This is a genomic window from Nesterenkonia natronophila (genome assembly GCF_003595215.1).
Taxonomy (GTDB): domain Bacteria; phylum Actinomycetota; class Actinomycetes; order Actinomycetales; family Micrococcaceae; genus Nesterenkonia; species Nesterenkonia natronophila.
On sequence record NZ_QYZP01000003.1, the window covers coordinates 1 to 25,673 of the forward strand.

Here is a 25,673-nt window from a genome sequence, read left to right on the forward strand (position 1 = left end):
GGCGCCGACTTCATCGAGGTTGGTGGTGAAGCGCAGTTTCCCGCCGGTGACGTGTTTGCGGATCAGCTCAGGCAGTCCGGGTTCGTGGAAGGGGAGGTCTCCTGCGGAGAGGGAGGTGATCTTCTCGGGGTCGATATCGACCCCGACCACGTTGAACCCTAGTTCGGCCATGCACGCGGCATGGGTCGCTCCGAGGTACCCGGTACCAATAACACTGATATTCTCCACAGTCGCACTCACAGTGGCCATCCTAAGCGGGATGCGTCACGAACAGTGCGGCCGGTCGTCGATGGTTCAGTGGTCGAGGTCTTTCAACCCATGATCAGCATCCGGATTCGCCCGCACCATTTCTGTCAGCTGGTGGGCAGCAGCCACGACGACACCGGCGAACTTTCTGCCCGGTTGTCGGGAGAGGCGTTCGATAGGCCCTGAGATGGAGACCGCGGCGATCACTCGGCCAGAGGGGCCGCGCACCGGCGCGGAGACGGAGGCGACACCGGGCTCACGCTCACCCAGAGACTCGCCCCATCCGCGGCGGCGTACACCCGCCAGCACGGTCGGAGTGAACCGAGCTCTCCGAAGGCCTTCGACCAAACGTTCATGGTCCTCCCAGGCCAGCAGTACCTGGGCGGCGGAGCCTGCCTTCATGGACAGCTGAGTGCCCACAGGAATGGAGTCGCGCAAACCGATCGGCCGTTCAGCCGAGGCCACGCACACCCGCGCGTCACCCTGGCGGCGAAAGATCTGGGTGGACTCACCGGTGACATCGCGCAGCTTCAGCAGGATCGGTCCCGCCGCAGACACCAGCTGGTCGTCTCCCGCGGCCGCCGCAAGCTCCGCCAACCGTGAGCCGATCACGTACCGGCCGCGCACGTCCCGGGAGAGGAACCGGTGGTGGACCAGTGCGGACGCCAGGCGGTGCACCGTCGGGCGAGCCAACCCCGTGCATTCCACCAACTGCGCCAACGTAGCTGGACCGGCCTCCAAGGCATCCATGATCATCACGGACTTATCGATCACGCCGATCCCCGAGGGTGCGTGCAGGGGTCGGGACGAGTTGGTGCTGGCGCCGGCGGAGGACGCAGATTTCTCGGCCATTGTCCCAGTCTAGCGCGGGTCTCACATATTGAGACCTGGTTTGGCCGCTCTAGAGGCTCCCAGGCAACAGTGGTTCCCTAGAAGAGCGAAGCCCTACCGGGCCGGCGTCGTCGTCCTTCACCACCCTGATACCCGACGACGGCGCCCACAGATTTCTGGAGGAACTCATGGTGGAGATTGCCAGCGACAAGCCGCTGACTCTGGCCGAGAAGGTCTGGCGCGACCACGTGGTGGTCCGAGGGAAGGACAATGACGGGCAGCGCGCACCTGACCTGCTCTACATTGACCTGCATCTGGTCCACGAAGTCACCAGCCCCCAGGCGTTTGAAGGTCTACGGCTGGCCGGTCGGCCAGTGCGTCGCCCCGACCTCACCATCGCCACCGAGGACCACAACACCCCAACACTGGAGATCGACAAACCGATCGCTGATCCGATCAGCCGTATACAGGTCGACACCCTGCGCGCCAACTGCGAAGAGTTCGGCATCCGGCTGCACTCACTCGGCGACGCCAACCAAGGAATCGTGCACGTGGTGGGCCCGCAACTGGGTCTGACTCAGCCAGGAATGACCGTGGTCTGCGGCGACTCCCACACCTCCACCCACGGAGCCTTCGGCTCCCTGGCCATGGGCATCGGCACCAGCGAGGTCGAACATGTCCTGGCCACGCAGACACTGTCGCTGAAGCCGTTCAAGACCATGGCCGTTACCGTCAATGGGACGCTGAAGCCGGGAGTCAGCTCAAAGGACATCATTCTGGCGGTGATCGCTGAGATCGGCACCGGCGGCGGCCAAGGATACGTTCTCGAATACCGCGGGACCGCGATCGAGCAGCTCTCCATGGAAGCGCGGATGACCATCTGCAACATGAGCATCGAAGCCGGAGCGCGCGCCGGGATGGTAGGACCCGATGAAACCACCTTCGACTACGTCCAGGGACGTCCGCACGCGCCCACCGGTGAGGAATGGGACACGGCGGTTGAGTACTGGCGTTCGCTGCGCACCGACGAGGGCGCCGAGTTCGACGCTGAAGTAGTGATCGACGCCGACCAGCTGGAACCGTTCGTGACCTGGGGCACCAACCCTGGTCACGGCGTCTCGCTGAACGATGCTGTGCCGCAGCCCACTGACTTCGACGATCCCGTAGACCGCGAATCCGCGGAGCGGGCCCTGGAGTACATGGATCTTGAGCCCGGCACCCGCATGAAAGATATCCGTGTGGACACGGTCTTCCTCGGGTCCTGCACCAACTCCCGGTTGGAGGATCTGCGCAAAGCCGCGGAGATCATACGGGGCAGGCACAAGGACCCCCAGGTGCGCATGATTGTGGTCCCCGGATCGGCGCAGGTTAGGTTGGAAGCCGAGGCCGAGGGCCTGGATCAGGTCTTCAAGGATTTCGGCGCCGAATGGCGGTTCGCGGGTTGCTCGATGTGTTTGGGCATGAATCCCGACCAACTGGCCCCGGGAGAACGTTGCGCCTCCACATCGAACCGCAATTTCGAGGGCCGTCAGGGCAAAGGTGGACGCACTCACCTGGTGTCCCCAGTTGTCGCCGCCGCCACCGCTATCCGCGGTACGCTCTCCGCACCATCCGATGTCCTACTGCCTGAACCGACACCTGCGTAGCTTGAACTAGCACAGGAGCATTCCTATGGAACCCATCACCACGCATACTGGCACCGGCGTCCCGCTGCGACAGTCCAATGTGGACACTGACCAGATCATTCCCGCGGTCTTTCTGAAGCGCATCACCAAGACCGGGTTCGAAGACGCACTGTTCTACGCCTGGCGGAAGAACCCTGACTTTGTGCTCAACCAGGAGGCCTATAAGAACGGCACCGTCCTGGTGGCCGGACCGGACTTCGGCACCGGGTCCTCCAGGGAGCACGCAGTCTGGGCGCTGCGGGACTACGGCTTCAAAGTCGTCATCTCTTCCCGCTTCGCCGACATCTTCTACAGCAACTCGGCCAAACAAGGGCTGCTCGCGGCAAAGGTTGCCCAGCCCGACGTCGAACTCATGTGGAAAGAGCTGGAGAAGGACCCTGCTACGGAGATCACCGTGGATCTGGAGTCCAGAACGTTGCGCTGCGGGACTGTGGACACCACCTTCGAGATCGACAACTACACTCGCTGGCGGCTCATGGAGGGCCTGGACGATATCTCCCTGACTCTGCGTCAGGACGCGGCCATCGGAGCATATGAATCTACCCGCCCCAGCTTGAAGCCCACCACCCTGCCCGTCAAGGTCTAGGAAACCCGGGTCTGCTCAGACTCTCGGGACTCCCAACCTTGATCGGGTACAGTGGCATGGCTGAGAATCCGTTGCCTGATCCGAAGGGACCCCTCGACTTTATGGCAAAGCTGCTCACCATCCAAGGTGGTAAGCCCCTCCAGGGCGAAGTGCACGTTAGGGGCGCTAAGAACCTGGTTCCAAAATCAATGGTCGCCTCCCTCCTGGGCAGTGAACCCTCCGAACTGCACAACGTCCCGGAGATCAAGGACGTGGACATCGTCACCAATCTGTTGACGATCCACGGCGTGAAGGTGGACCGGGACGCCGCGTCCGGGGTTATGACGCTGGACCCGCGGGAGACCTACTCGGCTGAACACTCCGCGATCGACACCCACGCCGGGGACTCCCGGATTCCCATCCTGTTCTGTGGACCTCTGATGCACAAGAACGGGGAAGCGTTCATACCCGATCTCGGGGGATGCCGCATCGGTGACCGGCCGATCAACTATCACCTGGAGGTGCTGCGGAACTTCGGGGCCGTGGTGGACAAGCGTGCCACCGGAATCCACATTTCGGCGCCCAAGGGTCTGCGCGGAGCGAAGCTGGAGCTTCCCTTCCCCTCCGTGGGCGCCACCGAGCAGGTGTTGCTGACCGCGGTGCTCGCTGAAGGCATCACCGAGCTGAAGAACTCAGCAGTCGAACCGGAGATCCACGATCTGATCGCCATCCTCCAGCAGATGGGCGCGATCATCACCGTCTACACTGACCGGACCATCCGCATCGAAGGCGTTTCCCGGCTCTCCGGGTTCAGGCATCGCTCCATTCCCGACCGCAACGAGACCGCATCCTGGGCTTCGGCGGCGCTGGTCACGGAGGGTGATATCTACGTTCGCGGCGCAGCCCAACGCGACCTCACCGCCTTCCTCAACACTTACCGCAAGATCGGCGGAGAGTTCGAGGTGGATGAGGAAGGCATGCGCTTCTGGCACGCCGGGGAGCCGCTGAAGCCCCTGGTGCTGGAGACTGACGTGCACCCCGGTTTCATGACGGACTGGCAGCAGCCCATGGTGGTCGCGCTGACTCAGGCCAACGGGGTCTCCATTGTGCACGAGACGGTCTATGAGAATCGGTTCGGCTTCACTCAGGCGCTGACCCGGATGGGAGCCTCCATCCAGCTGCACAGAGAGTGCCTGGGCTCCAACCCGTGCCGCTTCGGTCAGCGTAACTTCCTGCACTCGGCTGTCATTTCCGGGCCCTCCAAGCTCACTGGGGCCGATATCGACATTCCCGATCTGCGCGGTGGCTTCTCCCACCTGATTGCCGCCCTGGCCGCCAAGGGGACCTCGAACGTGACTGGCATTGAGATCATCTCTCGCGGTTACGAGTACTTCATCGACAAGATCGCAGGACTGGGCGCCGACATCTCGATCTCCGAACGCTGACCCCACCTGCCCGGTAGGGTCTAGAGATATGACACAACGACGCCGCATCCCGCTGGGGATCCGCGCCACAGCCAACCTGTTTCGACCAATGATGAGGGTGGCGATAAGCAAAGAGTGGCGGGGACTCGATACCCTGCCTGAGCGTGGATTCATTGCGGTGACCAACCACGTCAGCGAACTCGACCCCTTCGCCGTGGGTCTGGCCGTGGTCAGCTCCGGCACCACCCCGCACTTCCTGGCCAAGGACTCTCTGTTCCGCATACCGGTGGTGGGGGCAGCCCTGAGTCGGCTTCAGCAGGTGCCGGTAGCCAGGTCTGACCGACAAGCTGCCAACCAGTCACTTGAAGTGGCCCAGAGCGCCCTTGATCGGGGAGGGGCAATCCTGATCTACCCTGAAGGGACGCTCACCAGAGATCCTGAGCTGTGGCCCATGCGGGCCAAGACGGGAGCGGCCCGGCTGGCTCTTACCACCGGAGCGCCGCTGATCCCGTTCGTCCACTGGGGAGTCCAAGACGTGTTGGCCCCCTACGCCAAGTTGCCCAAACTGCTGCCGCGGAAGAAGTACATCCTCCAGGTGGGAGAACCCATAGATATCTCTGACCTGCGCAGCATGCCACTGACCAGAACTGTGCTCGCCGAGGCCACCCAACGTATTGAAGCAGCACTGACTGAAGGAGTGGCCCAGCTGCGCGGTGAGCAGCCTCCAGAGCACATTTGGGACCGTGCCCTGAATCAGCGGGTGCCTCGCAACCAAATTCGGGCCCGCGGCGGAGACGAGGTCTCACCATGATTGTGAATCCTCGCCAGACGAAGATCGCTGTACTTGGAGCCGGGTCCTGGGGGACTACTTTTGCCAAGGTGCTCGCTGATGCCACAACCGGTGAGGCTGAGGGCGGGCACGAGCACATCGTACTTTGGGCCCGACGCCGCGAGATTGCCGAGGAGATCACTCACCGCCACACGAACACCACCTACCTCGGCGAGATCTCCATACCTGAGCGAATCAGCGCTACTGACCAGCTCTCTGAGGCAGTCAGTGGGGCCGGCGTCGTCGTTCTGGCGCTGCCAGCTCAGAGTCTCCGCGACCATCTCGCCCAGGTCCGGCAGGCCCTCGTGCCAGACGCCGTGGTGGTTTCGCTGATCAAAGGGCTGGAGCGGGGGACTCACCTGCGTATGTCTGAGGTGATAGCCGCCGAACTGAATATCCCCGCTGACCGCATCGCGGTGGTCTCAGGGCCGAACTTGGCTATGGAGATCGCCCGCGAGGAGCCCACCGCTTCAGTGGTGGCCTGCTGTGATGAGGCGGTGGCCGAGCAGATCGCCACCTTGTGCAGCGCTCCATACTTCCGGCCCTACACCAACAGTGACGTCACCGGGGTGGAGATCGCCGGAATCGTCAAGAACGTGATTGCGCTGGCCGTGGGCATGTGTGACGGTCAGCAGCTTGGAGACAATTCCAAAGCTTCGGTCATCACCCGGGGTCTTGCCGAGACCACACGACTTGCCGCCGCACTGGGAGGCCGCCTTGAGACACTGTCCGGTTTGGCAGGGCTCGGCGATGTGGTGGCGACCTGTGCCTCGCCGCTCTCCCGAAACCGCAGCGCTGGCCGTCTCCTGGGTCAGGGATACAGCCCGGAGGAGACCGCGCAGCAGCTGACCCAGACTGCCGAGGGCATCAAATCTGCCGGGGCCGTCCTGGAGCTGGCCCACCAGCATCAGGTGGAGATGCCGATCGCAGAGGCTGTAGTAGCGGTCCTGACCGGCAAACTCGCCGTGGAGAACATCGCTACTCTGCTGCTGGCCAGAGAGCTGAAGGCCGAGCGGGAAGGACTGACTCATGACCACCGATAAACCGCGCATACTCTTCCTGTACGGAGGCCAGTCCTCCGAACACGCCGTCTCCTGCGTCACCGCAGCCGGGGTCCTCAACGCTATCGACACCACGAGGTTCGAGGTAGTCGAGGTGGGTATCACCGCGGAGGGCCAATGGACCAAACCTGTGGTCGATCCGCGAACTCACGCCTTCGGATTGGAGGAACTTCCCCGCGTGCTGCCCACTGAGTCAAGTGTGCAGCTGATCCCAGGAGCTTCCGGTTCCACAGCCCGCACCGCTGAGTTGGTGGAGGTCGGACCGGACCTGCAGGCGACTTCGCTGGGCTGGGTGGATGTGGTGATGCCGCTGCTCCACGGACCTTTCGGTGAGGACGGGACTCTGCAGGGGATGTTGGAGATGGCGGGAGTGCCCTATGTGGGCGCCGGCGTGCTCACCAGCGCGGTCGGTATGGACAAACATTTCATGAAGCTGGCCTTCCAGGCTGCCGGACTGAATGTCGGGCCGTGGGAGACTATCACCGCACGCCAGTGGGCCTTGGACGGCCAGGGCGCCCTGGACAGGGTGCGGCGGCTGCAGCTTCCCGTGTTCGTCAAACCGGCCCGTGCCGGGTCGTCCACCGGCATCACCAGGGTCGACAATTTCGATGAGCTCGACCAGGCGCTGCAGACGGCCCGTAAGTTCGACCCCAAAGTGATCGTTGAGCAGGGTATCGACGGGCGTGAGATCGAATGCGGCGTGCTGGGAAGCCGCATCGGCTCCCACGCGCGGACCTCACTATTGGGGGAGATCGTGGTCGGCGACGGCGCCGAGACCCACCAGTTCTACGACTTCAACGCTAAGTACACCGACGCCGCAGCGGCCCAACTGTCCTGCCCTGCCGAGCTTCCCCACGAGGTCAGTGATGAGATCCGACGGCAGGCGGCGGTCGCCTTCGACTCCATCGATGCTGAAGGTATCTCCCGGGTGGACTTCTTCTACGGCAGAGACGGCTCCATCATTATTAACGAGGTCAACACCATGCCGGGCTTCACTCCCATCAGCATGTACCCGCAGATGTGGAATGCCACTGGCATAGGTTACACCGAGCTCATCACCGAGCTGATTGAGCTGGCCCTGGAGAGGCCAGTTGGCCTCCGCTAAAATGGCCGCATGATGTCCTTCACCGACGACCAGACCCGGATGCACACCACCGATCCAGCTGCGACACCTGGCGGCGCTGCCACGATCGAGCGTGAACGCGTCGAGCAGCCCGCGGAACCGGGTGATCACGAGCGTTTCTCCCACTATGTGAAGAAAGACAAGATCATGGAGTCCGCTCTGGAGGGCGGCGCGGTGGTTGCCCTGTGCGGCAAAGTCTGGACTCCCTCGCGGGACCCCAAGAAGTTCCCAGTCTGCCCCGAATGCAAAGAGATCTATGAGGGAATAAGCGGCGGGGACGACCAAGGATCCGGAAAAGGTCGCGGGTTCTTCGGTTTCGGTAAGAACTGAGGCGTGACCGAACCTACACTGTTCGACGTCGGCACTGACGTCGGCTCACAGCTTCCACCTGCCTACCCGCACCGCGCTGCTCACGGCACCGCCGGAACGCTGCGTCAGTGGCAGCAAGAAGCACTCGACCTGTATATCCAGCGGCGGCCCAGGGATTTCATGGCCGTTGCCACCCCGGGTGCCGGAAAGACCACCTTCGCTCTGCGTGTGGCTAAACTTCTGGTGGAATCCGGAGAGGTCAACCGCATCTACTTGGTGGTGCCCACAGAGCACCTCAAACGGCAGTGGGCCGACGCCGCAGCACGGGTAGGCCTGGCCGTGGACCCGAACTTCAAGAACAGCGACGGCCGGCACGGTTCTCAGTTTCTGGGGGTGGCAGTGACCTATGCTCAGGTGGCCAATAAGCCTGCCCTGCACAGGAACAAGACGGAGGCCGCACGCACGCTGGTGATTTTCGATGAGATACACCACGCCGGTGATTCGCTGAGCTGGGGTGACGGTGTACGGGAGGCCTTCCACCCTGCCGTGCGCCGACTGGCGCTCACGGGCACACCCTTCCGCTCCGACACCTCACCGATTCCCTTCGTCACCTACGCTGAAGGACCCGACGGGGTGCCTCGGTCCCGGGCCGATTACTCCTACGGCTACGGCCCAGCGCTGAAGGATTTGGTGGTCCGGCCCGTGGTATTCATGGCGTACTCAGGGAACATGCGATGGCGCACCGCCTCAGGGGAGGAGATGGAAGCTCAGCTCGGCGGAGCCGCTACCAAAGACATCACCCATCACGCTTGGCGGACCGCGCTCAACCCAGAAGGGGAGTGGATCCCAGCGGTGCTGCGGGCGGCCCATCAGCGTCTGATGAAGGTGCGGGACCGCATCCACGACGCTGGCGGGCTGGTGATCGCCACCGACCATGAGTCGGCGCGCGCCTACGCCGCGCAGCTGGATCAACTCACGGGGCAGGTGACCACCGTGGTGCTCTCTGATGAGAAGGAAGCTTCCCGCAAGATCGAACAGTTCAGTGAGGATCCGTCCAAGTACTGGATGGTCGCGGTCCGTATGGTTTCTGAGGGTGTGGACGTGCCCCGACTCTGCGTGGGCGTCTATGCCACCTCCACCTCGACTCCGCTGTTCTTTGCCCAGGCGGTGGGTCGCTTTGTGCGGTTACGGAAGAAGGCAGAGGTAGCCAGTGTCTTCCTGCCCTCCGTTCCGGTGCTGACCGATCTGGCCAACGCCATGGAGGCCGAGCGTGACCACGCTTTGGCCGCCCCGGAGTCTGCGTACCCGGAGGACGGTGATATTCCGGAGGCCGACCTGTTGGAACAGGCAGAGAAGGAGGAGCGGGCCAGCGACGAACTCGCCAAGGGTGAGTTTGCCGCGTTGGGCTCCAGCGCCGCTTTCGACAGGGTGATGTTCGACGGCGAGGAGTACGGCCTCGGCGGGGCGATCGGCTCAGAGGATGAGATGGACTTTCTTGGCATCCCTGGACTGTTGGAGCCGGAGCAAGTATCCCAGCTGCTGCGTCGGCAACAGGCTGAACAGCTCAAACGCCGGCCGCAAAGCGCAGAGCCCGCTGGCGACGTCGTCGACCACCGGCAGCTCAAAGCACTGCGGAGTAAGCTCAACAAATCCGTCTCCGCATACTCCTCCAAGACAGGTATGCACCAGGGGAGCATCCACACCAAGCTCCGCGATAAGTGCGGGGGACCACCGGTGGGTCAGGCCACGCAGACTCAACTGGAAGCCCGGCTGAAGCAGCTCCAACTCTGGTTCGTCAGCAAGTAGCTTCAGCAGCGGAGGCACTCCAGGTGGCGGCGGGCGAACGCTCCCGAAGGGCCGAACCCTCAGACTGCCTGCAGCTCTTCGCGGGTGAGGAGCTCGATATCGGCGTCGCGGAACTCTTGGTAGGCCTCAGCGATCTTCTCCGGGCTCACACCGACGGTAAGATCGGTGAGGACGCGCACCGCGTAGTCATTCTCCGCGGCATCCAGCGCTGTGGCCCGCACACAGTGGTCTGTAGGGATGCCTACGATCACTACCGAATCGATCCCCCGCTCCTGCAGCCAGGAATCTAGGTCCGGGGCGTCCGGTGAAATCACATCCTCAGGCTCCACCTTGATGCCCTTTTCGCCCTCAAGGATGCCTACCCGTTCTGGGTCGCCCAGGCGGCTCTCGAAACCGGAGTAACCGTCGTCATAAAGGCCTTTGAGGAACCGAGCCTCCACGTAGTCAGTGTCCAAGTCCTCGTGCAGCTCCGCCCCCGGGGATCCGGCCAGGCAGTGCACCGGCCACGTGTGGTCGAAGTCGGGGTCCTTGGAGAAGTGCCCGCCTGGGTCCATGTGCCAGTCCTGTGTGGTCACCACAGCATCGAACTCAGCATGGTGGTCCTCGAGGAAGTCGCTGAGCTCAGCGGCGAGACGCGCACCGCCTTCGACCGCAAGTGCACCACCTTCGCAGAAATCGTGCTGAACATCCACGATGATCAGTGCTTGAGCCATGATCCTCTCCTCCGCAATGGGGCCGGCAGTGTAGTTGCTTCAACGGTACTACTCGTCCGGCCTCAGCGGTACAGCAGCGGGCATAGGATTGAGCCGTGACATTTTCCTCCGCACTACTGACCGACCAGTACGAGCTGACTATGCTGCAAGCTTCACTGCGTTCGGGAGCAGCTCATCGCACGTGCACCTTCGAGGTCTTCGCCCGCAGGCTGCCCCCCGGGCGCCGGTTCGGCGTGGTGGCCGGCACTGGGCGGCTCCTGGAGCGCCTGGAGGCATTTCGGTTCGGCCGCAACGAGTTGGACTTCCTTGCCCAGCGCGGAATAGGCGACGACGCCACACTCGACTTTCTCTCCCGCTACCGCTTCGGCGGCGACATCACCGGTTACGCCGAAGGTGAGGTGTATGTACCTAACTCACCGGTGCTTCAGGTGACCAGCACCTTCGCCGAAGCCTGCCTGTTGGAAACATTCGTATTGTCGGTGCTCAACCACGACTCAGCAATAGCCTCGGCAGGGGCCCGCATGGTGATGGCTGCCGGGGGAGACCCGGATGCGGGTGGCCGACCCTGCGTGGAGATGGGTTCTCGCCGGACTCACGAGTTCGCGGCCACCGCGGCTGCCCGTGCGGCCGCGGTGGTGGGCTTCGCCGCGACCTCCAATCTGGAGGCAGGCCGGAGCTGGGACGTTCCCACGTTGGGGACCGCTGCCCACGCGTTCACCCTCCTGCACGACACTGAAGAGGAAGCGTTCGCCGCCCAGGTCGACACTTTTGGGCCTGGCACCACGCTGCTGGTGGATACCTATGACGTGGAAGCGGCCGTCCGCAAGGCGGTCGAGATCGCCGGACCCGCACTGGGTGCGGTCCGTCTCGACTCCGGTGACCTGGTGGTCCAAGCACACGAGGTCAGGAAGCTGTTGGACTCATTGGGCAACACGTCCACTCGGATCATCGTCTCCTCAGACCTCGACGAGTACGCCATTGCCGGTCTCGCCGCTGCGCCGGTGGACGCCTACGGGGTCGGCACGCGTTTGGTCACCGGATCCGGTGCGCCCACAGCCTCCATGGTGTACAAGCTGGTCCAGCGCCAGGACGGTACCGGTGCGCCGGTGCCGGTGGAGAAGGCCTCGCAGAATAAGGCCAGCGCGGGCGGTCGAAAGCAGGCGGTACGAGGTCTCGACCATGACGGTCGCGCGGAGGCGGAGATCGTCGCTGCGGAGACCACCGTGGTTGAAGCAGGATACACGGGTCGCGAACTGCAGATCCCTCTGGTCATAGGCGGCAGCGTCCAACCAGGCACCACCGGTCCTGAGGGAGTGCAGCACGCCGCTCAGCGGCATCGAGCCTCGGTGGAGGAGCTGCCGCCAGCAGCGCACCGGCTCTCCGAGGGTGAGCCGGTCATTCCCACGGTCTTTGTCTGATGCACTCTGTTCTGGTTCGTAGAATAGGTCTATGATTTCTGCTGCAGGCTCGACGCTGACCCAGGCAGGCACTGACCTCGACCTGCACCGCAGCGTGCTGCACAGCCGTCCCTATCAGGTGGTGGTCTGGAATGATCCGGTCAATCTGATGTCATATGTGGCGTGGGTCTTCCGAAGCTACTTCGGCTACTCCCGGGAGAAGGCACATCGGCTCATGCTCCAGGTCCACCGTGAGGGCCGATCAGTCGTGGCAGCCGGACCGCGGGAGAAGGCTGAACGGGATGTGACCGCCATGCATGGGTACGGACTGCAGGCTACCCTCGAGGAAGCGGAGTAGGTCCGCATGGCCCGTGCTTTCCGCGCCACCACCCGCGGCTATAGAGCTGACATGGAAGCCCATGAGCGGCGGCTGCTGTCCCAACTCTGTGCCGATGTCATCTCCATGTTGGAGGCCCGTGGTGAGGCATGGAGCGACGACGCCGCAGCGCCGGATGACAGTTTCGCCCACTTCCGTCGAGAGCTGGCTGGACTGGGTGACGACCTGGAGGGAGAATCGGGGGGTGCTGGGCCGGAACCTCCGGAGGATGCGGCTCTGGCGCGTCTGCTGCCAGATGCCTCGGACGACCCGCAGGAGGCTGCGCAGTTCCGACGGCTCTCCGAGGCGTCGCTGCGTGAGTCGAAAATCGCTGACCTGCGGGCAGCGCGCATGGCACTTGAGTCTGACCCGGTGGCGCTGTCCGAGGCGCAGGCCCCGGTGTTCGGGCGTGCACTCAATGATGTGCGCCTGACCCTCGCGGCACGTCTTGAGATCGAGGATGAGGAGGACGCCGAGCGGGTCCATCGGATGGCCGGAGGGGGTAAAGCGTCCACCACAGATGAGTTCATGGCCGAGCTCTACGGGTTCACCACTTGGCTGCAGGAGACGCTGTTCACGGCGATGCTCGATGTGATGCCGGACGATCAGTGACGTTATGCTGAACGACATATGAAACTGACCATCATTGGGTGCAGCGGCTCCTTCCCGGGACCGCATTCCTCTGCCAGCTGTTACCTGGTCAGCCAGGAGTATCAGGGCCGCACCTGGCGCATTGCTCTCGACCTCGGCAGCGGGGCTCTGGGGCCGCTGCAGCGGCACATTGCCCTTGAGGACCTGGATGCGGTGTGCCTGAGCCACCTGCATCCGGACCACTACATGGATCTGACCGGTTTGCACATTGCGGTGAAGTGGCGCCCCGGCGGCTGGCCTGCAGCACGTATCCCGGTGCACGGCCCGGCCGGAACTGATGTGCGAATCGCAGCTGCGCATGGGATCGATCCCATCCCCGGGATGCACCCAGAGTTCGAATTCCATGACTGGACACCAGAGCGCCCGACGACAATCGGGCCCTTCACCGTCACCCCGATCACCGTTCGGCACCCGGTGGAGGAGCCGTACGCTCTGCGCATTGAAGCCCCAGCAGAGCAAGGTGGCACGCGCGTGCTGACCTACTCGGGAGACACCGACAGCTGCCCGGGCCTGGTGGAGGCCGCCCGAGGATCCGATGTCTTTCTCTGCGAAGCGGCCTACCAGGACGGCCGCGACGACGAGATCGAAGGCATCCACCTCAATGGGGACCGGGCAGGCGCCGCGGCAGCCGAAGCAGATGTAGGCCGGCTGCTGCTGACCCACCTGCCCGCGTGGACTGACGCCCAAGTGGTGCGGGAACACGCAGCCCGCCGCTACTCAGGAAACATTGCAGTGGCCGCCGACGGGGTCACCTATCAGATCTGAAACATGCCACAGGAGGGTATATGACGAAGACGTTTGCGCGTGCTGATGGCCGCGCTGTGGACCAGCTCCGCGAAGTGACCATCACTCGTGAATGGTCAGCGCATGCGGAGGGAAGCGCGCTCATCGAGTTCGGAGACACCAAGGTGCTGTGCACCGCGAGCGTAGAGTCAGACCTCCCGCGCTGGCTCCGCGGGAAGGGCCGAGGGTGGGTCACCGCCGAATACGCCATGCTTCCGCGCGCGACCAACACCCGCAGCGCACGCGAATCGATCAAGGGCAAGGTCGGTGGGCGCACCCACGAGATCTCCCGGCTCATCGGGCGATCTCTGCGCGCAGTGGTGGACCTGGAGTCTTTGGGCGAAAACATCATCACCCTCGACTGCGACGTTCTACAGGCTGATGGCGGGACCCGCACCGCCTCAGTCACCGGGGCTTTCGTGGCGCTGGCCGACGCCATCGAGTGGGCTCGCGGCGAAGGCAAGATCCGCAAACGCGCAGAGGTGCTGCGCGACTCGGTGGCAGCAGTATCCGTCGGAGTGCTGCCCGACGGCACCGCAGTCCTCGACCTGCCCTACGGGGAGGACTCCACCGCCGGCACCGATATGAACGTTGTGGTCACCGGCAGTGGCGAGTTCGTAGAAGTGCAGGGCACAGCCGAGGGCGCACCGTTCAACCGCGACCAGCTTAACGAACTGCTCGATCTGTCCCTGGCCGGCTGCGGGCGCCTGGCTGAACTTCAAAGGATGGCACTGGCCCAGTGAGCGCACGGATTGTTCTCGCCACAACAAACCAGGGCAAGCTCCGTGAATTCAGAGCTCTGTTGGCTGCACAGCCACAGCTGCAGCAGCTGGACCTGGACAGCGTGGTCGTCGACTCAGCCGCTGCCGGCACCGCGGAAATCCCCGAGACCGGCGTGACGTTCCTCCAGAATTCGCTTCTGAAGGCCCGCGCCGTCGCTGCTCAGACCGGTCTGCCGGCAGTGGCCGATGACTCCGGGCTTGCTGTCGAGGTGTTGGGCGGCGCACCGGGGATCTTATCCGCCCGGTGGGCAGGGGCCCGGTCCAGCGATGTCAACAACCGCAGGCTGCTTTTGGAGCAGCTGGCAGACATTCCTGCGCAGCACCGGGCCGCGGCGTTTGTGTGCGCAGCCTCGTTGGTCATCCCGGGAGAGCAGGCTGGCGCGCCGGTGGAGTTCACGGCAGAAGGGCGGCTCGAAGGAACCCTGCTGACCCAGGAGCGTGGGGAGGGAGGGTTCGGTTATGATCCGATCCTTCAGCCCATCGGCGAGACCCGCTCCTGTGCGGAGCTGACATTGCAGGAGAAGAACGCCATCTCTCACCGTGGTAAGGCGTTCTCAGCATTGGCGAGCCGTATTGTGGAGGTTCTGGGCTGAATGTCGCTGGCATCACTTGGTTCAATATCTGACTTGCGTCCACCACGTGTGAAGGGACTGAACTTCACAGCCGTGGACTTCGAGACAGCCAACGGTTTCCGCGGCTCGCCCTGCGCAATCGGAATGGTGCGCGTCCGGGACGGCAACGTGGACGAACTCTTCTTCAAACGCATGCGCCCGCCGGAAGGCTTCGACCGGTTCGATCCGCGGAATGTTCAGATCCACGGGATCACCGCTGAGCGGGTTGCTGAACAGCCGCGTTTCGGGGAGCTCTTTGAGAAAATCGTGGACTTCATCGGTTCCGATACCCTCATCGCTCATAACGCCGGTTTCGACATTGAAGTCTTCGAGTCGGCCCTGGAGGTCTCGGGCGTGGACTCGCCGGGGCTGCGCGCTCTGTGTTCGCTACGGCTGGCCCGGGCGGTCTACCGGCTGGACTCTCATGCACTGCCCCACTCGGCCGCCAAGGCCGGGTTCCATCTGAAGCACCATCACCACGCGCTGTGGGATGCCCGTGCGGCAGCGGCGATCGTCGTCGACATCGCCGAGCGGGAAAGGAAGAGACAGGTGCACCCGCTGTTCGCCGCCCATCAGATTGAACCCGAAGAGCTGGAGCCGTGGACGGGAGCGCGCGCTTATGAGTCTCGGGCCACCCGCCAAGTCCGCAGCTGCGCAGCGTTGCTTGATTCCCGCACGCCCGGGGTCACCGACGACATGCTCCCGGACTTGATGCGCTGGCAGGACGAAGGTCGGAACCTGACCCCTAACGCCGACGCCGATCCCTCTCACCTGCTGTTCGGTCAACACATTGTCTTTAGCGGGAACCTCGCTGTTCCGCGCGGAGACGCCAAGGCGCTCGCAGCCGAGCACGGGGCCGCCACATCCTCAAAGGTCACCAGCGCCACCACACTCCTGGTCGTCGGCGATGGTGTCAGCAGCGGGGATCTGGAGGCCGAAGACCGTGTGCCGCCCCTGCAGGCACGCAAGGTCAATGACGCGCTCAGCCGCCGCAGTAAGGGCCAGCAGATCAGCATCATTACGGAGGACAGCTACCGGCAGATGCTTGGTGATGCCTGGCCGCTGCCGCAGACCTTCGCGGTCAGCGCTTCGGCAGAGTAACCTCCCGCCAGCGTCTGTCGAGATCCTCCACCACCACCTCGAGCAGCTCATGCCTGGGTCCAAGCGGCACTGGAGTTGGCGGGTGCGCCGCGCGGTGCCGAGCTTCGCGGATCAGTGCCGAGCTCCCATGGGTGAGGCAGATGGCCGTTTCCGCCCAATCCTGCTTCATCGGTGTCTCCACGTAGGGCAGGCAGCTGATGGGCAGAATGCGCAGCAGGGCGGCGTCGTCATCAGCCTCAGGCTGGGGCGGCGCGCGGCGTGTGCCCATCTCTGCGGAACTCAGGCCGGAGAGCGACGTATGTGCGCTGCCGGGGATCAGTTCCACACCTGCCGTATCCACAATGAGGCGCAGGGCATGGGACGTGGGCCGCGGCGGCGGTTGCGGCGCCCCAGCCGGAAACGTTCCAGTGATGACGTGGTGCCAGCGAAGGGCGGCCAGCCACATGCTTGCCGCCGGATCGGCACCTGTTCCCTCGCGCGACCATTCGAGGACTTCCAACAGCCCGTCTCCCACACACAGAGCAAGCAGGGCCTCGGCGTGCACTGGTTCATCCGGTGGGGGAAGCAGGCTGAGCAGGCTCGGCCGGAAGGCGTCGATCAGGCGCAGGTCTGAAGAATGCGGTGGGGAGGTCACGAACGGCAAGAATACCGACATTCGCGCGTTCGGCAGAGTTGATGTACGTGCTCCACCGTAGGGTGATGAGAGTGACGACCGAAGCGAGTGAATCATGAAGCTGCTGCACACCTCGGACTGGCATCTGGGCCGCGGGTTCCATGGTGCAGACCTCCGAGAGACCCAGCTGGAGATGATGAGGACTGTCTGCTCTGCGGTGACCGAGCATCAAGTAGATCTCGTGCTGGTCTCCGGAGACGTTTTTGACCGAGCGCTGCCACCGGAATGGGCAGTTCGTGAGCTGGGCGCCTGCCTGCGCGAAATTCGTGAGGCAGGAGCGCTGGTGGTCATGACCAGTGGGAACCACGACTCTGCGGTGCGGTTGGGCTTCAACCGAGAACTGGTGGCACACTCCGGGGTGCACATCCGCTCCGGTCTGGAGGACGCGTGGACTCCGGTGGAGATCATGGCCAACGATGAACGGCTCCTGGTTTACGGGGTTCCCTATTTGGAGCCGCAGGTCTACGCCAAAGAGCTCGGGCTGGACCGTGCGCACCACTCGGCGGTGATGGCAGAAGTGGTCAGCAGAATCCACGCCGATGCCGCCGCGCGGACTGATCATCACGACGATGTCTCACCACGAGTGATCGTGATGGCCCACGTGTTTGCCGACCGAGGACAAGCCAGCGAATCCGAGCGCAGCATCGGTGCCCCTGCGGTGCCGGAGCACACGCTGGAGCATCACCAGGATAGCGCTGGCGGCCTGGCTGTGGTGCCACTGGAAGTCTTCGCAGGATTCGATTACGTGGCTCTTGGTCACCTCCATGGCCGTCAGCGACTGTCTGACCGCGTCCGCTACTCCGGCTCGCCGATTCGCTACTCGTTTTCGGAGGAGCAGCAGCACAAGGGTGCGTGGCTGGTGGACACGGCGGCGCTTCACGACGCTGCGGATGCGGTCACCGCTCTGGACTGGAGGCTGGGCCGTGATGTTGTCCGGCTCCAGGGAAGCATGGAAGAGATGCTGGCTCCGGAGCGAGTCCAAAGGTTGCAGGAGGCATTTGTGCAAGTCACCCTCACCGATGACGAACGCCCCGCACGGGCGTATCACCGCTTATGCCAGGCCTATCCCCATCTGATGCAGTACCGCTTCGCTGGGGCGGGGCTGACCCGGGCAGAGAACAGCTTCAGCCAGCAGATGCACAAGGCGCAGAGTGACCTCGAAGTCGTCACCGGGTTCCTCGAACACGTACGGGACCGCGCGGTGACTCAGGAGGAGTTGGCAGAGGTAGCCTCTGCCCTTGACGCAGTACGCGCAGCCGAGGCGGGGGAGCAGGCGTGAAATTCCACTCTCTGACTATCTGCGCATTCGGTCCCTTCGCGGGGACTCAGACCGTGGACTTCGACACACTCAGTGGCGATGGGTTGTTTCTGCTGCACGGAGAGACCGGAGCCGGTAAGACCTCAGTCCTGGACGCCATCACGTTCGCCCTCTATGGCAGAGTTCCGGGAGAGCGGCGCCCCGACGGTCTGAAGTCCCAACACGCTCCTATGGAGCGAAAGCCATACGTGGAATTGGAATTCTCCACCGGGCAGGATCGCATGTGGGTCCGCCGGGAAGCCACCTATTTCCGCCCCGCGAAGCGCCGCGGAGCCGCACCCCAGCGGGAAAGCTCCGCACTCTATATTCAGCGACTCCACCATGGAGAGTGGAAGTCGCTGCCGGTGCACAAGATTGATGAGGGAGGGGCTGAGCTGGCGAGCATTCTGGGGCTGAGCATGAGTGAGTTCACCAAAGTGATCATGCTCCCTCAGGGCTCTTTCGCTCAGCTGCTTCACGCCACGAACGACGAGCGGCGAAGAATACTCGAGCAGCTGTTCGACATCAGGGTCTACGACCAGTTGGAGAACTACCTCTGGGAGTGCAAGCGGCAGTCGGAAGGTCAGCTGAAAGAGCTGGACTCGCAGATCGCATTCCACACCCGCCAGTTGACCAGCTCAGCAGCAGCGCTGCTGGGGGACCAGATGCCCGACACTGCTGATCTTGCGCTCGAGCAGATCAGTGACCCGGTGCTCCGGCAGGTCCAAGAGGGTTACGAGTCGCTGCGCACCGCAGTAGCGGCAGCGGTGGAGGCAGCAGACCAGTCACATAGAGGGTTGAGAGAGATGACCGCCCGCCATCGGCAGCTCCAGTGCTGGGCGGAACATGCCGAGCTGCGTCGCGTACACGACCAGACCCGCGCAGCGACGGAGCGGACTCAGCAACTCATTGCCGATCACCAGATGGCGCAGTCCCTCCAACAGTGGCTCGTGCGTGCCGACCGTGACGCTGATGCCGCCCAGCAGGAACAGCAGCGCGCCGCAGCAGCCGAGGAAGCGGCACTGGCGCTGCTGCAGGATCAGTCTGAGCTCAGCGCTGAGTCGGTGGCCGCCGCAGTGGAGGAACTCGTGCAACTTCGAGCGCGACTCACCGCACCAGAGGTCAGCAGCCTCGAAGAACACTGGACTGAGCTGAGCAGAGCCGCACGAACCGCAGGCGACGCCGCCGCAGAGGCTCAGAAGCTGGCCGACGCACTCAGCTCCGATGTCGCCTCCGCCGAGGAGCAGCTTGCGCACCAGCACGCCCAGCTGGTGAGTGTTGAGGAGATCGACCATGAGATTGACTCCGCACAGGAAGCGGTTTCCCGGGCCCAGATTCGTGCGGAGAAGGTCGAACAGCGAGACGCTGCCGCTGAGCGGCTTGAGGAGCTCCAGACGAAAACAGCGGCGGCGCAGTCTGACCAGGAGAAAGCTGAACACACCTTTCGGGCATGCTCGGCGGCGTACCTCCAATTCCAGGCGCAGGAACTGGCAGCCAAACTCTCACCCGGGGAGCCGTGTCTCGTCTGCGGCTCTCGTGACCATCCTGAGCCGTATGAGCAGAGCGGGCAGGCCGTCACCCGGGAAGAGCTCGACGCAGCCGCAGAGCATATGCAGCAAGCCCGTCTAGAACGCGAAAAAGCAGCAGAGCGGTGTCGCAGCGCTGAGTCTGAAATTCACCAGATCCGCGCAACGCTTGCTGAGGATGCGACCCTCTCCACTGAGGAGGCCCACAAGCTGCACGACCTCGCCGAGAAGCGGTTCCGTCTCGCTCTGCAGTGGCGGCAGGATCAGCGCTCACTGATCGTTGAAGCGGACAAACTGGGCCACGCACTCGTGGCGCTGCGGGCGGAGCGCACAGCGGCCGAGGAGACGGTATTGCGTGAGTCGGCAGACGCTCACCGGCTAGACGCGGAGGTGCACACTGTGCAGCAGCGCCTGGAGTCCCTGCGCGGTCACCATTCGACGGTCTCTGACCGCGTGGCAGTCCTGGATGAGTGGCACAGGGTGCTGCAGGCCGCCCAGCACGCGAAGGAAGTGGCCGTGCAGTCAGCCGCTGCGGCGCGCCGCAGTGCCGCGGAGGCTGATGATCAGGTGGACGCCTCGCCGTTCGCCAATGCACAGGCTGTTCTCGACGCTCGGCTGACGGAGGAAACACTGAGCCGGTTCAATCAACAGGTGGCCGATTTCACGGACATGGACAAGAGACTCCGATTCGAATCTGAGCTGGAGGATGTAAGAGCCGGATCAGCGCGTTCTGAGCGGGGGGAGCAGCTGCCCAACCAGAATGAGCTTGAGCAGGCCGAACGCTCAGCGCGGGACTCTCAAGAGGCAGCCACGGCCGCTCAGCGCCACCTCGCCGAGTACTCCGCTGAGGCTAACGCTGTCGAGCGCGCGGAGGCGGAGCTGCGGAAGGCGCTCGCCAGCCGCGACGCCCATGCAGCCGAAGCGCAGCGTCGGGCCGAGCTCGCTGACGCCGTGCGGGCCCACGGAGGCGATAATGACAAAGGGATGCGGCTGACCACCTACGTGCTGGCAGCCCGGTTCGAACGGGTCACCGAAGCCGCCACTAGGCATCTGAGCGTCATGACTGAGGGGCGATATCAGCTGCTGCTTGACCCGGAGCGCACCGGCTCCGGCCAGCGCCTGCGCGGTCTGGACCTGAAGGTATACGACGAACACGCTGAACAGGAGAGACCCGCCGAATCCCTTTCCGGAGGTGAGACTTTTATGGCCTCTCTTGCCCTGGCGCTTGGTCTTGCAGAAGTCGTGCAGTCCGAAGCCGGTGGAGTGGGGCTGGACAGCTTGTTCATCGACGAGGGTTTCGGATCTTTGGACGACCACACGCTGGAAGCGGTGATGTCCGCTTTGCACACACTGCAAGGGGAGGGCCGGAGAATCGGCGTTGTGAGCCATGTCACGGAGATGCATCAGCAGATACCGGTCCAACTCAGAGTCACCAAGACAAACAGCGGTTCCACACTTGAGCTCGTCGGTGTCCGGTGATGCGCGTACTCGAGCTGCTTGCTCGCATCCCCGGAACACTGCTCCCATTTGCGGTGGGTCTGAGCCTGGTCAGCCTTGCCGGAGTGAGCTGGTGGACGGCCTTGGCCGGGGGAGTGTGGGCCTTCGTCGGATATCTTCTTTCACCGGTTCTCGGACAGCTCGCAGTGAAGTGGTGGGGCAGCTGGAGGAATCTCTTACTGGGACAGGCCGTGGCCTACGTGGTGCTGGTTGTGCTCCTGCTCGCGGCAGCTGAGCAGCAGCGACCCTGGCTTGTGCTGCCGCTGAGCCTGCTGGGCGGCGCAGTTGCGCCTGCTGAGCGGGCCTGTGCGCCGAATAGTCGCCTGGATCGCTCGGCGCTGGGCCTCAGTGTGCTTGTCGCGACCGTCAGCGGTTTTTCCGGAGCGTGGTCGGTTCCGCTCGCAGCTTGCGGGGTAGCTGCGGCTGCGGCCGTTCCGGCGCTGGTGATGCGCCGGTACCGGGTGAGTTCCGATGAACCGGAATAGGAGCTGTCAGGGCTCCAGCTGGAGGGTTTCAGCCGTGGCGGCGCTGACCTCTTCTAGCAGCTTGGGGTCATCGTTGAGCAGACGTCCGTAGGAGGGCACCATATTCTCCAGCCGGGACTTCCAGGACTCCATCTGACCCGGGAAGCAGCGCTCCAGTAACTTGAACATGATGCTCGGTGCGGTTGACGCGCCAGGCGAAGCGCCCAAGAGACCGGCGATCGAACCATCGGCTGCCGCGATGAGTTCGGTGCCGAACTGCAGCACTCCCTTACCGTCCTCATTCTTCTTCATCACCTGCACCCGCTGCCCCGCGGTGATCAGCTCCCACTGACCCTGGTGAGCCTGAGGGTAGAAGTCACGCAAAGCTTCCACCTTCTTCTTGTGGGTCTTCGCAACCTCCTTCATCAGGTAAGTCACCAGGGAGGTGTTGGCAGCCCCCACTTGGAGCATGGGGACCAAGTTGTGCGGACGGACCGAGAGGGGAAGATCGAAGTAGGAGCCGGCCTTTAGGAAATTGGTAGAGAAACCGGCGAAAGGACCGAACATCAGCGACCTACGACCGTCCACGAATCGGGTGTCCAGGTGCGGCACAGACATCGGCGGAGCACCCACGGAGGCCAAGCCGTAGACTTTCGCATGGTGCTCTTCGGTGATGGCGGATTCGGTGGTGCGGAGGAACTGCCCGGAGACAGGGAACCCGCCGAAGCCCTTGATCTCTTCGATTCCGCTGGACTGCAGCAGGCTCAGTGCCCCGCCGCCGGCGCCAACGAAGACGAATCGGGCACTGGCTGAGAACTTCTCACCGGAAGCGGTGTTCTTCACCTTCATGTCCCAGCGGCCGTCAGCGCCGCGCGTCAACCCGGAGACTTCGTGGCTGTAGCGCAAATCCACACCCTGAGCGTCCAAGTGCCCGGCCAGCTGGCGGGAGACGGAGCCGAAGTCCACGTCGGTTCCGTCTTGGAACCGTGAGGCAGCCACCGGCGTGGAGTTGTCCCGGCCACGCGCCAGCAGCGGAGCCCAGCGCCCTACCGTGTCGGGATCCTCAGTGTGCTCTATGTGGGCAAAGAGCGGCTCGGCGCGCATGGCCTGGTAACGGTCTCGCAGATACTTGGAGTTCTTCTCACCCCAAACAAAGCTGATATGCGGCAGGGCGTTGATGAAGGTGCGGGGCGAGCCCAGGACACCCTCATTGACCCAGTGTGACCACAGCTGTCGTGAGACATGGAACTGATCGGCGATGCCGCACGCTTTGGCGGTCGAGATCGAACCGTCAGTACCGCGCGGAGTGTAGTTCAGCTCGCAGTAGGCCGTGTGGCCGGTGCCGGCATTGTTCCAGGGGTCTGAGGACTCCTGCCCTGCACCGTCAAGCTTCTCGAACAGGGCGATGTTCCAGTCGGGCTGGAGCTCCTTCAGGATGGCTCCGAGCGTGGTGGACATGATGCCACCGCCGATGAGAATCACATCGAAACGCTGGGTGGAGTGGGTCGACGGTGACTCGCTCACGGCAAGGCTCCTCTAGTGGCAGATGGTGCGACTGATCGCATATGACTTTACCTTCGGCTCTGCACGGCAAGAAATTGAGTCCCCCCACGTCACATGTCGTTGAGCCGGATTTCCTGGAAGCGTTCATTGAGCACCGGGGACATGGGGTAGTCGGTCACTCGCGAGTTCAGGGCCAGACCTGAGATCGGATAGGCCAGGGGCAAGGCGGGAAGCCGTTCCTGAATGAGGTCTGCGGTCTCACGATAGAGTTCTGCGCGCGCTTCCTCTTCGGATTCGCCGCGAGCTTCGTTGAGCAGATCGACCAGGTCCGCGTCGTCGAAGTTGAACTCTCGAGTGGCTTGGCCGAACAGCGGGGACAGGAACGCGTGTGGTGATCGGAAGCCGCCATTGCGGCCCAGCAGATGCAAAGCACGGGAGGAGTCGCCCATGACCTGGTCAACATATCCATCGTCCCACCGCACGGGTTTGGGTCGAATCGTGAATCCGGCTGCGGTGAGGTCCGCGGCAATGGCGGCGAAGACCGCCTCGGGCCGGGGAAGGTAGCTGCGTGTGGTGCTGATCGGATAGTAGAAGTCCAGCGGTTCGCCGTCATACTCCGACTCAGCCAACAGGTCCGCGGCCTCGGTGGGGCTGTAGCTGTACTGCTGCGCAGTGTCGGAGTGGACTGAGAGCGCAGCCGGTGTGAACTGGTATGCCGGCCGGGAACCTTCCAGGAAGATTTCCTGGACCAGCTGCGGACGATTCACAGCACGGGCGGCCGCCTCGCGAACCGTGATGTCTGACATGACCGGGTGGTCAAGATTGAAGCCCATGTACAAAATGGAGAACGGATCGCGCTGGAGGATCATGCGTCCCGACTGGACGAGTGAACGAAGGTTGTCCACGGTGATGAGGTCATAGATGTCCACCTGGCCCCGCTGCAGCTCCCGCAGGCGGTCAAAGCTGCGAGGCAGGGGATGGACGATGACCTCCTCGGGACCCTCTGCTCCATCCCAGTACTGGGGGAATGCTCGGAGCCGTAACTGCGAATTGTCCTCTGTGTCAGTCTCTATGAGCTCATAGGGCCCAGTCCCGACCGGTGAGCGTGAGGCGAGGCCTGGGTCACTGTCCACCAGCACCTGCGCTGAGGCGATGCCGAACGCCGGAAGAGTCAGCGCCTGCAGAAGATAGACCACCGGCTCCCGAAGGGTCAGCACCACAGTGCGGTCATCCGCAGCTTCGACTGACTCCAGCACACATTCCTCGGCGTCCATGAAGCCGCCGAAAACGGTAGGGAATGCCAATGGCACCGATTGGCTGATATTGCCGAAGCCGTAGAGAAAGTCGAGGCGTCCCCACCGTTGGAAGTTCTCCACCACTGTCTCCGCGGTCAACTCCGACCCGTCATGAAACAACACGTTCCGGCGCACAGTGAAGGTGTAGGTCAGCTCATCGTCGCTGACCTCCCACTCCTGCGCCAGCAAAGGCTCGAAAGAACCGGTGTTTTGGTCTATTCCGATCAGCGGTTCGAAGATCTGCCTGATGATCCGTTCAGTCTCAGAGTCGGTCGCCAGCCCCGGATCGAGGGACTGAGGACGGTGAATGCCCGCGATGGTAATCCTGTCAGCCCTGGGTTCGGCTGTGCCGTCGTCCGGGTACTCAGGAAATTCCGGTGCTGGATCGGAGGTTGCAGTGGTGAGAGCGGCCACTGCTCCCGCCGCCGACGAGGCGTCCAAAAACCTACGTCGGGAAATCTTCTTCACGTGCGCGAGGGGGGACTTGAACCCCCACGTCGTAAGACACTGGAACCTAAATCCAGCGCGTCTACCAATTCCGCCACTCGCGCGAGGTGCTGGTCGGCGCGCTCAGCGCACGCCGCAGCAGCACACTAGTGTACCGCCCCGGTTGCAGAGTGCGACCAGAGGGCCTGATTAGGCCCCGAGCTCCTTGCGCAGGCGGGCCACATGACCGGTCGCCTTGACGTTGTACTGGGCAAGCTTCACTGTGCCTTCGGCATCGACTACCACCGTTGACCGGATGAGGCCCTCATAGACCTTGCCGTAGTTCTTCTTCTCACCCCAGGCGCCATATGCCTCGGCAACCGCATGGTCCTCATCGGACAGCAGCGGAAAGCTCAGCTGCTCCTTTTCACCAAACTTCTTCAGTGCCGACACCGGATCCGGAGAGATTCCGAGCACCTGGTATCCGGCTGCGTTCAACGCCGACAGCGAGTCCCTGAAGTCGCATGCTTGGGTCGTGCAGCCGGGTGTAGCAGCCTTCGGGTAGAAGTAGACCACCACGTGCTGTCCGGGGAAGTCATTCAGGGACACGGTGCTGCCATCGCTTGAGGTCAGGGTGAATGCGGGCGCCGGGTCACCGGGGGAGAGGCGGTCAGCCATGGGGTCTTCTCCTCATTTTGG

Annotated in this window: 25 protein-coding genes and 1 tRNA gene; 18 read left to right on the plus strand and 8 right to left on the minus strand. The window is 63.4% G+C overall.

Going from position 1 to position 25,673, the window contains the following annotated elements:
* Nucleotides 1–240 (minus strand): 3-hydroxyacyl-CoA dehydrogenase NAD-binding domain-containing protein (locus tag D3250_RS09020; RefSeq protein ID WP_264080529.1); only part of this gene is annotated, 240 nt, incomplete at its 3' end.
* 54 nt (nucleotides 241–294) lie between these two features.
* Entirely contained in the window at nucleotides 295–1,098 is an 804-nt protein-coding gene (locus D3250_RS09025) for an IclR family transcriptional regulator (RefSeq protein ID WP_438830143.1), read from the minus strand.
* Between the two features lie 167 nt (nucleotides 1,099–1,265).
* On the opposite strand from D3250_RS09025, the gene leuC reads away from it, so the two are divergent.
* From leuC to D3250_RS09065, 8 genes are all read left to right on the plus strand, one after another.
* On the plus strand, nucleotides 1,266–2,723 hold the full coding sequence (leuC, locus tag D3250_RS09030) for a 3-isopropylmalate dehydratase large subunit (protein WP_192892594.1): 1,458 nt from the start codon (nucleotides 1,266–1,268) through the stop codon (nucleotides 2,721–2,723).
* A 25-nt stretch (nucleotides 2,724–2,748) separates the two neighbouring features.
* Complete coding sequence (gene leuD / locus D3250_RS09035; protein ID WP_119903081.1) at nucleotides 2,749–3,348, plus strand: 3-isopropylmalate dehydratase small subunit; 600 nt, start codon at nucleotides 2,749–2,751, stop codon at nucleotides 3,346–3,348.
* A gap of 101 nt (nucleotides 3,349–3,449) precedes the next feature.
* Nucleotides 3,450–4,772 carry a UDP-N-acetylglucosamine 1-carboxyvinyltransferase gene (gene murA / locus D3250_RS09040; RefSeq protein WP_119903538.1) on the plus strand — a complete coding sequence of 441 codons (1,323 nt, stop codon included), beginning with the start codon at nucleotides 3,450–3,452 and terminating at the stop codon, nucleotides 4,770–4,772.
* A gap of 28 nt (nucleotides 4,773–4,800) precedes the next feature.
* Nucleotides 4,801–5,562: a lysophospholipid acyltransferase family protein gene (locus tag D3250_RS09045; protein WP_119903082.1), complete on the plus strand. Its 762-nt coding sequence runs from the start codon at nucleotides 4,801–4,803 to the stop codon at nucleotides 5,560–5,562.
* Nucleotides 5,559–6,623 carry an NAD(P)H-dependent glycerol-3-phosphate dehydrogenase gene (locus tag D3250_RS09050; protein ID WP_119903083.1) on the plus strand — a complete coding sequence of 355 codons (1,065 nt, stop codon included), beginning with the start codon at nucleotides 5,559–5,561 and terminating at the stop codon, nucleotides 6,621–6,623. The genes D3250_RS09045 and D3250_RS09050 overlap by 4 nt, the downstream gene beginning before the upstream one ends.
* On the plus strand, nucleotides 6,610–7,746 hold the full coding sequence (locus D3250_RS09055) for a D-alanine--D-alanine ligase family protein (RefSeq protein ID WP_119903084.1): 1,137 nt from the start codon (nucleotides 6,610–6,612) through the stop codon (nucleotides 7,744–7,746). Before D3250_RS09050 ends, D3250_RS09055 begins: the two co-directional genes overlap by 14 nt.
* A 9-nt stretch (nucleotides 7,747–7,755) precedes the next feature.
* Complete coding sequence (locus D3250_RS09060; protein ID WP_119903085.1) at nucleotides 7,756–8,094, plus strand: DUF3039 domain-containing protein; 339 nt, start codon at nucleotides 7,756–7,758, stop codon at nucleotides 8,092–8,094.
* A gap of 3 nt (nucleotides 8,095–8,097) precedes the next feature.
* A complete protein-coding gene (locus D3250_RS09065; RefSeq protein WP_225973253.1) occupies nucleotides 8,098–9,879 on the plus strand; it encodes a DEAD/DEAH box helicase in 1,782 nt (593 codons plus the stop codon).
* A 59-nt stretch (nucleotides 9,880–9,938) separates the two neighbouring features.
* On the opposite strand, the gene D3250_RS09070 is transcribed toward D3250_RS09065, so the two are convergent.
* Nucleotides 9,939–10,592, minus strand: coding sequence for an isochorismatase family protein (locus D3250_RS09070; RefSeq protein ID WP_119903086.1), 654 nt, complete (start codon nucleotides 10,590–10,592; stop codon nucleotides 9,939–9,941).
* Nucleotides 10,593–10,732: 140 nt separating this feature from the next.
* Here D3250_RS09070 and D3250_RS09075 point away from each other — a divergent pair, with 140 nt between their 5' ends.
* From D3250_RS09075 to D3250_RS09105, 7 genes are all read left to right on the plus strand, one after another.
* Nucleotides 10,733–12,010, plus strand: a complete 1,278-nt coding sequence (locus tag D3250_RS09075; protein ID WP_119903540.1) for a nicotinate phosphoribosyltransferase — start codon at nucleotides 10,733–10,735, stop codon at nucleotides 12,008–12,010.
* Between the two features lie 31 nt (nucleotides 12,011–12,041).
* On the plus strand, nucleotides 12,042–12,347 hold the full coding sequence (gene clpS, locus D3250_RS09080) for an ATP-dependent Clp protease adapter ClpS (protein WP_119903087.1): 306 nt from the start codon (nucleotides 12,042–12,044) through the stop codon (nucleotides 12,345–12,347).
* 6 nt (nucleotides 12,348–12,353) lie between these two features.
* Nucleotides 12,354–12,977 (plus strand): DUF2017 domain-containing protein, encoded by a 624-nt coding sequence (locus tag D3250_RS09085; protein ID WP_119903088.1) that lies wholly within the window; start codon nucleotides 12,354–12,356, stop codon nucleotides 12,975–12,977.
* A gap of 18 nt (nucleotides 12,978–12,995) precedes the next feature.
* Nucleotides 12,996–13,781 carry an MBL fold metallo-hydrolase gene (locus D3250_RS09090; RefSeq protein WP_119903089.1) on the plus strand — a complete coding sequence of 262 codons (786 nt, stop codon included), beginning with the start codon at nucleotides 12,996–12,998 and terminating at the stop codon, nucleotides 13,779–13,781.
* Nucleotides 13,782–13,801: 20 nt separating this feature from the next.
* The gene (rph, locus tag D3250_RS09095; RefSeq protein ID WP_119903090.1) at nucleotides 13,802–14,542 is read left to right on the plus strand and encodes a ribonuclease PH; all 741 of its coding nucleotides are present in this window, start codon (nucleotides 13,802–13,804) and stop codon (nucleotides 14,540–14,542) included.
* A complete protein-coding gene (gene rdgB, locus D3250_RS09100) occupies nucleotides 14,539–15,174 on the plus strand; it encodes an RdgB/HAM1 family non-canonical purine NTP pyrophosphatase (RefSeq protein WP_119903091.1) in 636 nt (211 codons plus the stop codon). Before rph ends, rdgB begins: the two co-directional genes overlap by 4 nt.
* A gap of 72 nt (nucleotides 15,175–15,246) precedes the next feature.
* Nucleotides 15,247–16,293: an exonuclease domain-containing protein gene (locus D3250_RS09105; protein ID WP_264080530.1), complete on the plus strand. Its 1,047-nt coding sequence runs from the start codon at nucleotides 15,247–15,249 to the stop codon at nucleotides 16,291–16,293.
* Here the strand turns inward: D3250_RS09105 and D3250_RS09110 are convergent.
* A complete protein-coding gene (locus D3250_RS09110; protein ID WP_147383515.1) occupies nucleotides 16,274–16,927 on the minus strand; it encodes a hypothetical protein in 654 nt (217 codons plus the stop codon). The genes D3250_RS09105 and D3250_RS09110 overlap by 20 nt on opposite strands.
* A 94-nt stretch (nucleotides 16,928–17,021) precedes the next feature.
* On the opposite strand from D3250_RS09110, the gene D3250_RS09115 reads away from it, so the two are divergent.
* From D3250_RS09115 to D3250_RS09125, 3 genes are read left to right on the plus strand one after another with little or no spacing between them, the layout of a single operon-like run.
* Nucleotides 17,022–18,245, plus strand: a complete 1,224-nt coding sequence (locus D3250_RS09115) for an exonuclease SbcCD subunit D (RefSeq protein WP_119903093.1) — start codon at nucleotides 17,022–17,024, stop codon at nucleotides 18,243–18,245.
* On the plus strand, nucleotides 18,242–21,268 hold the full coding sequence (locus tag D3250_RS09120) for an AAA family ATPase (RefSeq protein ID WP_119903094.1): 3,027 nt from the start codon (nucleotides 18,242–18,244) through the stop codon (nucleotides 21,266–21,268). The genes D3250_RS09115 and D3250_RS09120 overlap by 4 nt, the downstream gene beginning before the upstream one ends.
* Nucleotides 21,268–21,771 carry a hypothetical protein gene (locus D3250_RS09125; RefSeq protein ID WP_119903095.1) on the plus strand — a complete coding sequence of 168 codons (504 nt, stop codon included), beginning with the start codon at nucleotides 21,268–21,270 and terminating at the stop codon, nucleotides 21,769–21,771. Before D3250_RS09120 ends, D3250_RS09125 begins: the two co-directional genes overlap by 1 nt.
* A gap of 6 nt (nucleotides 21,772–21,777) precedes the next feature.
* Here D3250_RS09125 and D3250_RS09130 read toward each other — a convergent pair whose 3' ends face one another.
* The 4 genes from D3250_RS09130 to bcp all read right to left on the minus strand — a co-directional run bounded on the left by D3250_RS09130 (nucleotide 21,778) and on the right by bcp (nucleotide 25,652).
* The gene (locus tag D3250_RS09130) at nucleotides 21,778–23,274 is read right to left on the minus strand and encodes a malate:quinone oxidoreductase (RefSeq protein WP_119903096.1); all 1,497 of its coding nucleotides are present in this window, start codon (nucleotides 23,272–23,274) and stop codon (nucleotides 21,778–21,780) included.
* A gap of 89 nt (nucleotides 23,275–23,363) precedes the next feature.
* Complete coding sequence (locus D3250_RS09135; protein ID WP_119903097.1) at nucleotides 23,364–25,016, minus strand: ABC transporter substrate-binding protein; 1,653 nt, start codon at nucleotides 25,014–25,016, stop codon at nucleotides 23,364–23,366.
* A gap of 1 nt (nucleotide 25,017) precedes the next feature.
* Nucleotides 25,018–25,099 (minus strand) — tRNA-Leu (locus D3250_RS09140).
* A gap of 85 nt (nucleotides 25,100–25,184) precedes the next feature.
* Nucleotides 25,185–25,652 (minus strand): thioredoxin-dependent thiol peroxidase, encoded by a 468-nt coding sequence (gene bcp / locus D3250_RS09145; RefSeq protein ID WP_119903098.1) that lies wholly within the window; start codon nucleotides 25,650–25,652, stop codon nucleotides 25,185–25,187.
* Between the last annotated feature and the right edge of the window lie 21 nt (nucleotides 25,653–25,673).

Bases quoted from the DNA above. Each gene is read 5' to 3' on its own strand.
- D3250_RS09025 (WP_438830143.1), bottom strand. From the start codon at position 1,098: ATGGCCGAGAAATCTGCGTCCTCCGCCGGCGCCAGCACCAACTCGTCC.
- leuC (WP_192892594.1), top strand. From the start codon at position 1,266: ATGGTGGAGATTGCCAGCGACAAGCCGCTGACTCTGGCCGAGAAGGTC.
- leuD (WP_119903081.1), top strand. From the start codon at position 2,749: ATGGAACCCATCACCACGCATACTGGCACCGGCGTCCCGCTGCGACAG.
- murA (WP_119903538.1), top strand. From the start codon at position 3,450: ATGGCAAAGCTGCTCACCATCCAAGGTGGTAAGCCCCTCCAGGGCGAA.
- D3250_RS09045 (WP_119903082.1), top strand. From the start codon at position 4,801: ATGACACAACGACGCCGCATCCCGCTGGGGATCCGCGCCACAGCCAAC.
- D3250_RS09050 (WP_119903083.1), top strand. From the start codon at position 5,559: ATGATTGTGAATCCTCGCCAGACGAAGATCGCTGTACTTGGAGCCGGG.
- D3250_RS09055 (WP_119903084.1), top strand. From the start codon at position 6,610: ATGACCACCGATAAACCGCGCATACTCTTCCTGTACGGAGGCCAGTCC.
- D3250_RS09060 (WP_119903085.1), top strand. From the start codon at position 7,756: ATGATGTCCTTCACCGACGACCAGACCCGGATGCACACCACCGATCCA.
- D3250_RS09070 (WP_119903086.1), bottom strand. From the start codon at position 10,592: ATGGCTCAAGCACTGATCATCGTGGATGTTCAGCACGATTTCTGCGAA.
- D3250_RS09075 (WP_119903540.1), top strand. From the start codon at position 10,733: ATGCTGCAAGCTTCACTGCGTTCGGGAGCAGCTCATCGCACGTGCACC.
- clpS (WP_119903087.1), top strand. From the start codon at position 12,042: ATGATTTCTGCTGCAGGCTCGACGCTGACCCAGGCAGGCACTGACCTC.
- D3250_RS09085 (WP_119903088.1), top strand. From the start codon at position 12,354: ATGGCCCGTGCTTTCCGCGCCACCACCCGCGGCTATAGAGCTGACATG.
- D3250_RS09090 (WP_119903089.1), top strand. From the start codon at position 12,996: ATGAAACTGACCATCATTGGGTGCAGCGGCTCCTTCCCGGGACCGCAT.
- rph (WP_119903090.1), top strand. From the start codon at position 13,802: ATGACGAAGACGTTTGCGCGTGCTGATGGCCGCGCTGTGGACCAGCTC.
- D3250_RS09115 (WP_119903093.1), top strand. From the start codon at position 17,022: ATGAAGCTGCTGCACACCTCGGACTGGCATCTGGGCCGCGGGTTCCAT.
- D3250_RS09125 (WP_119903095.1), top strand. From the start codon at position 21,268: ATGCGCGTACTCGAGCTGCTTGCTCGCATCCCCGGAACACTGCTCCCA.
- bcp (WP_119903098.1), bottom strand. From the start codon at position 25,652: ATGGCTGACCGCCTCTCCCCCGGTGACCCGGCGCCCGCATTCACCCTG.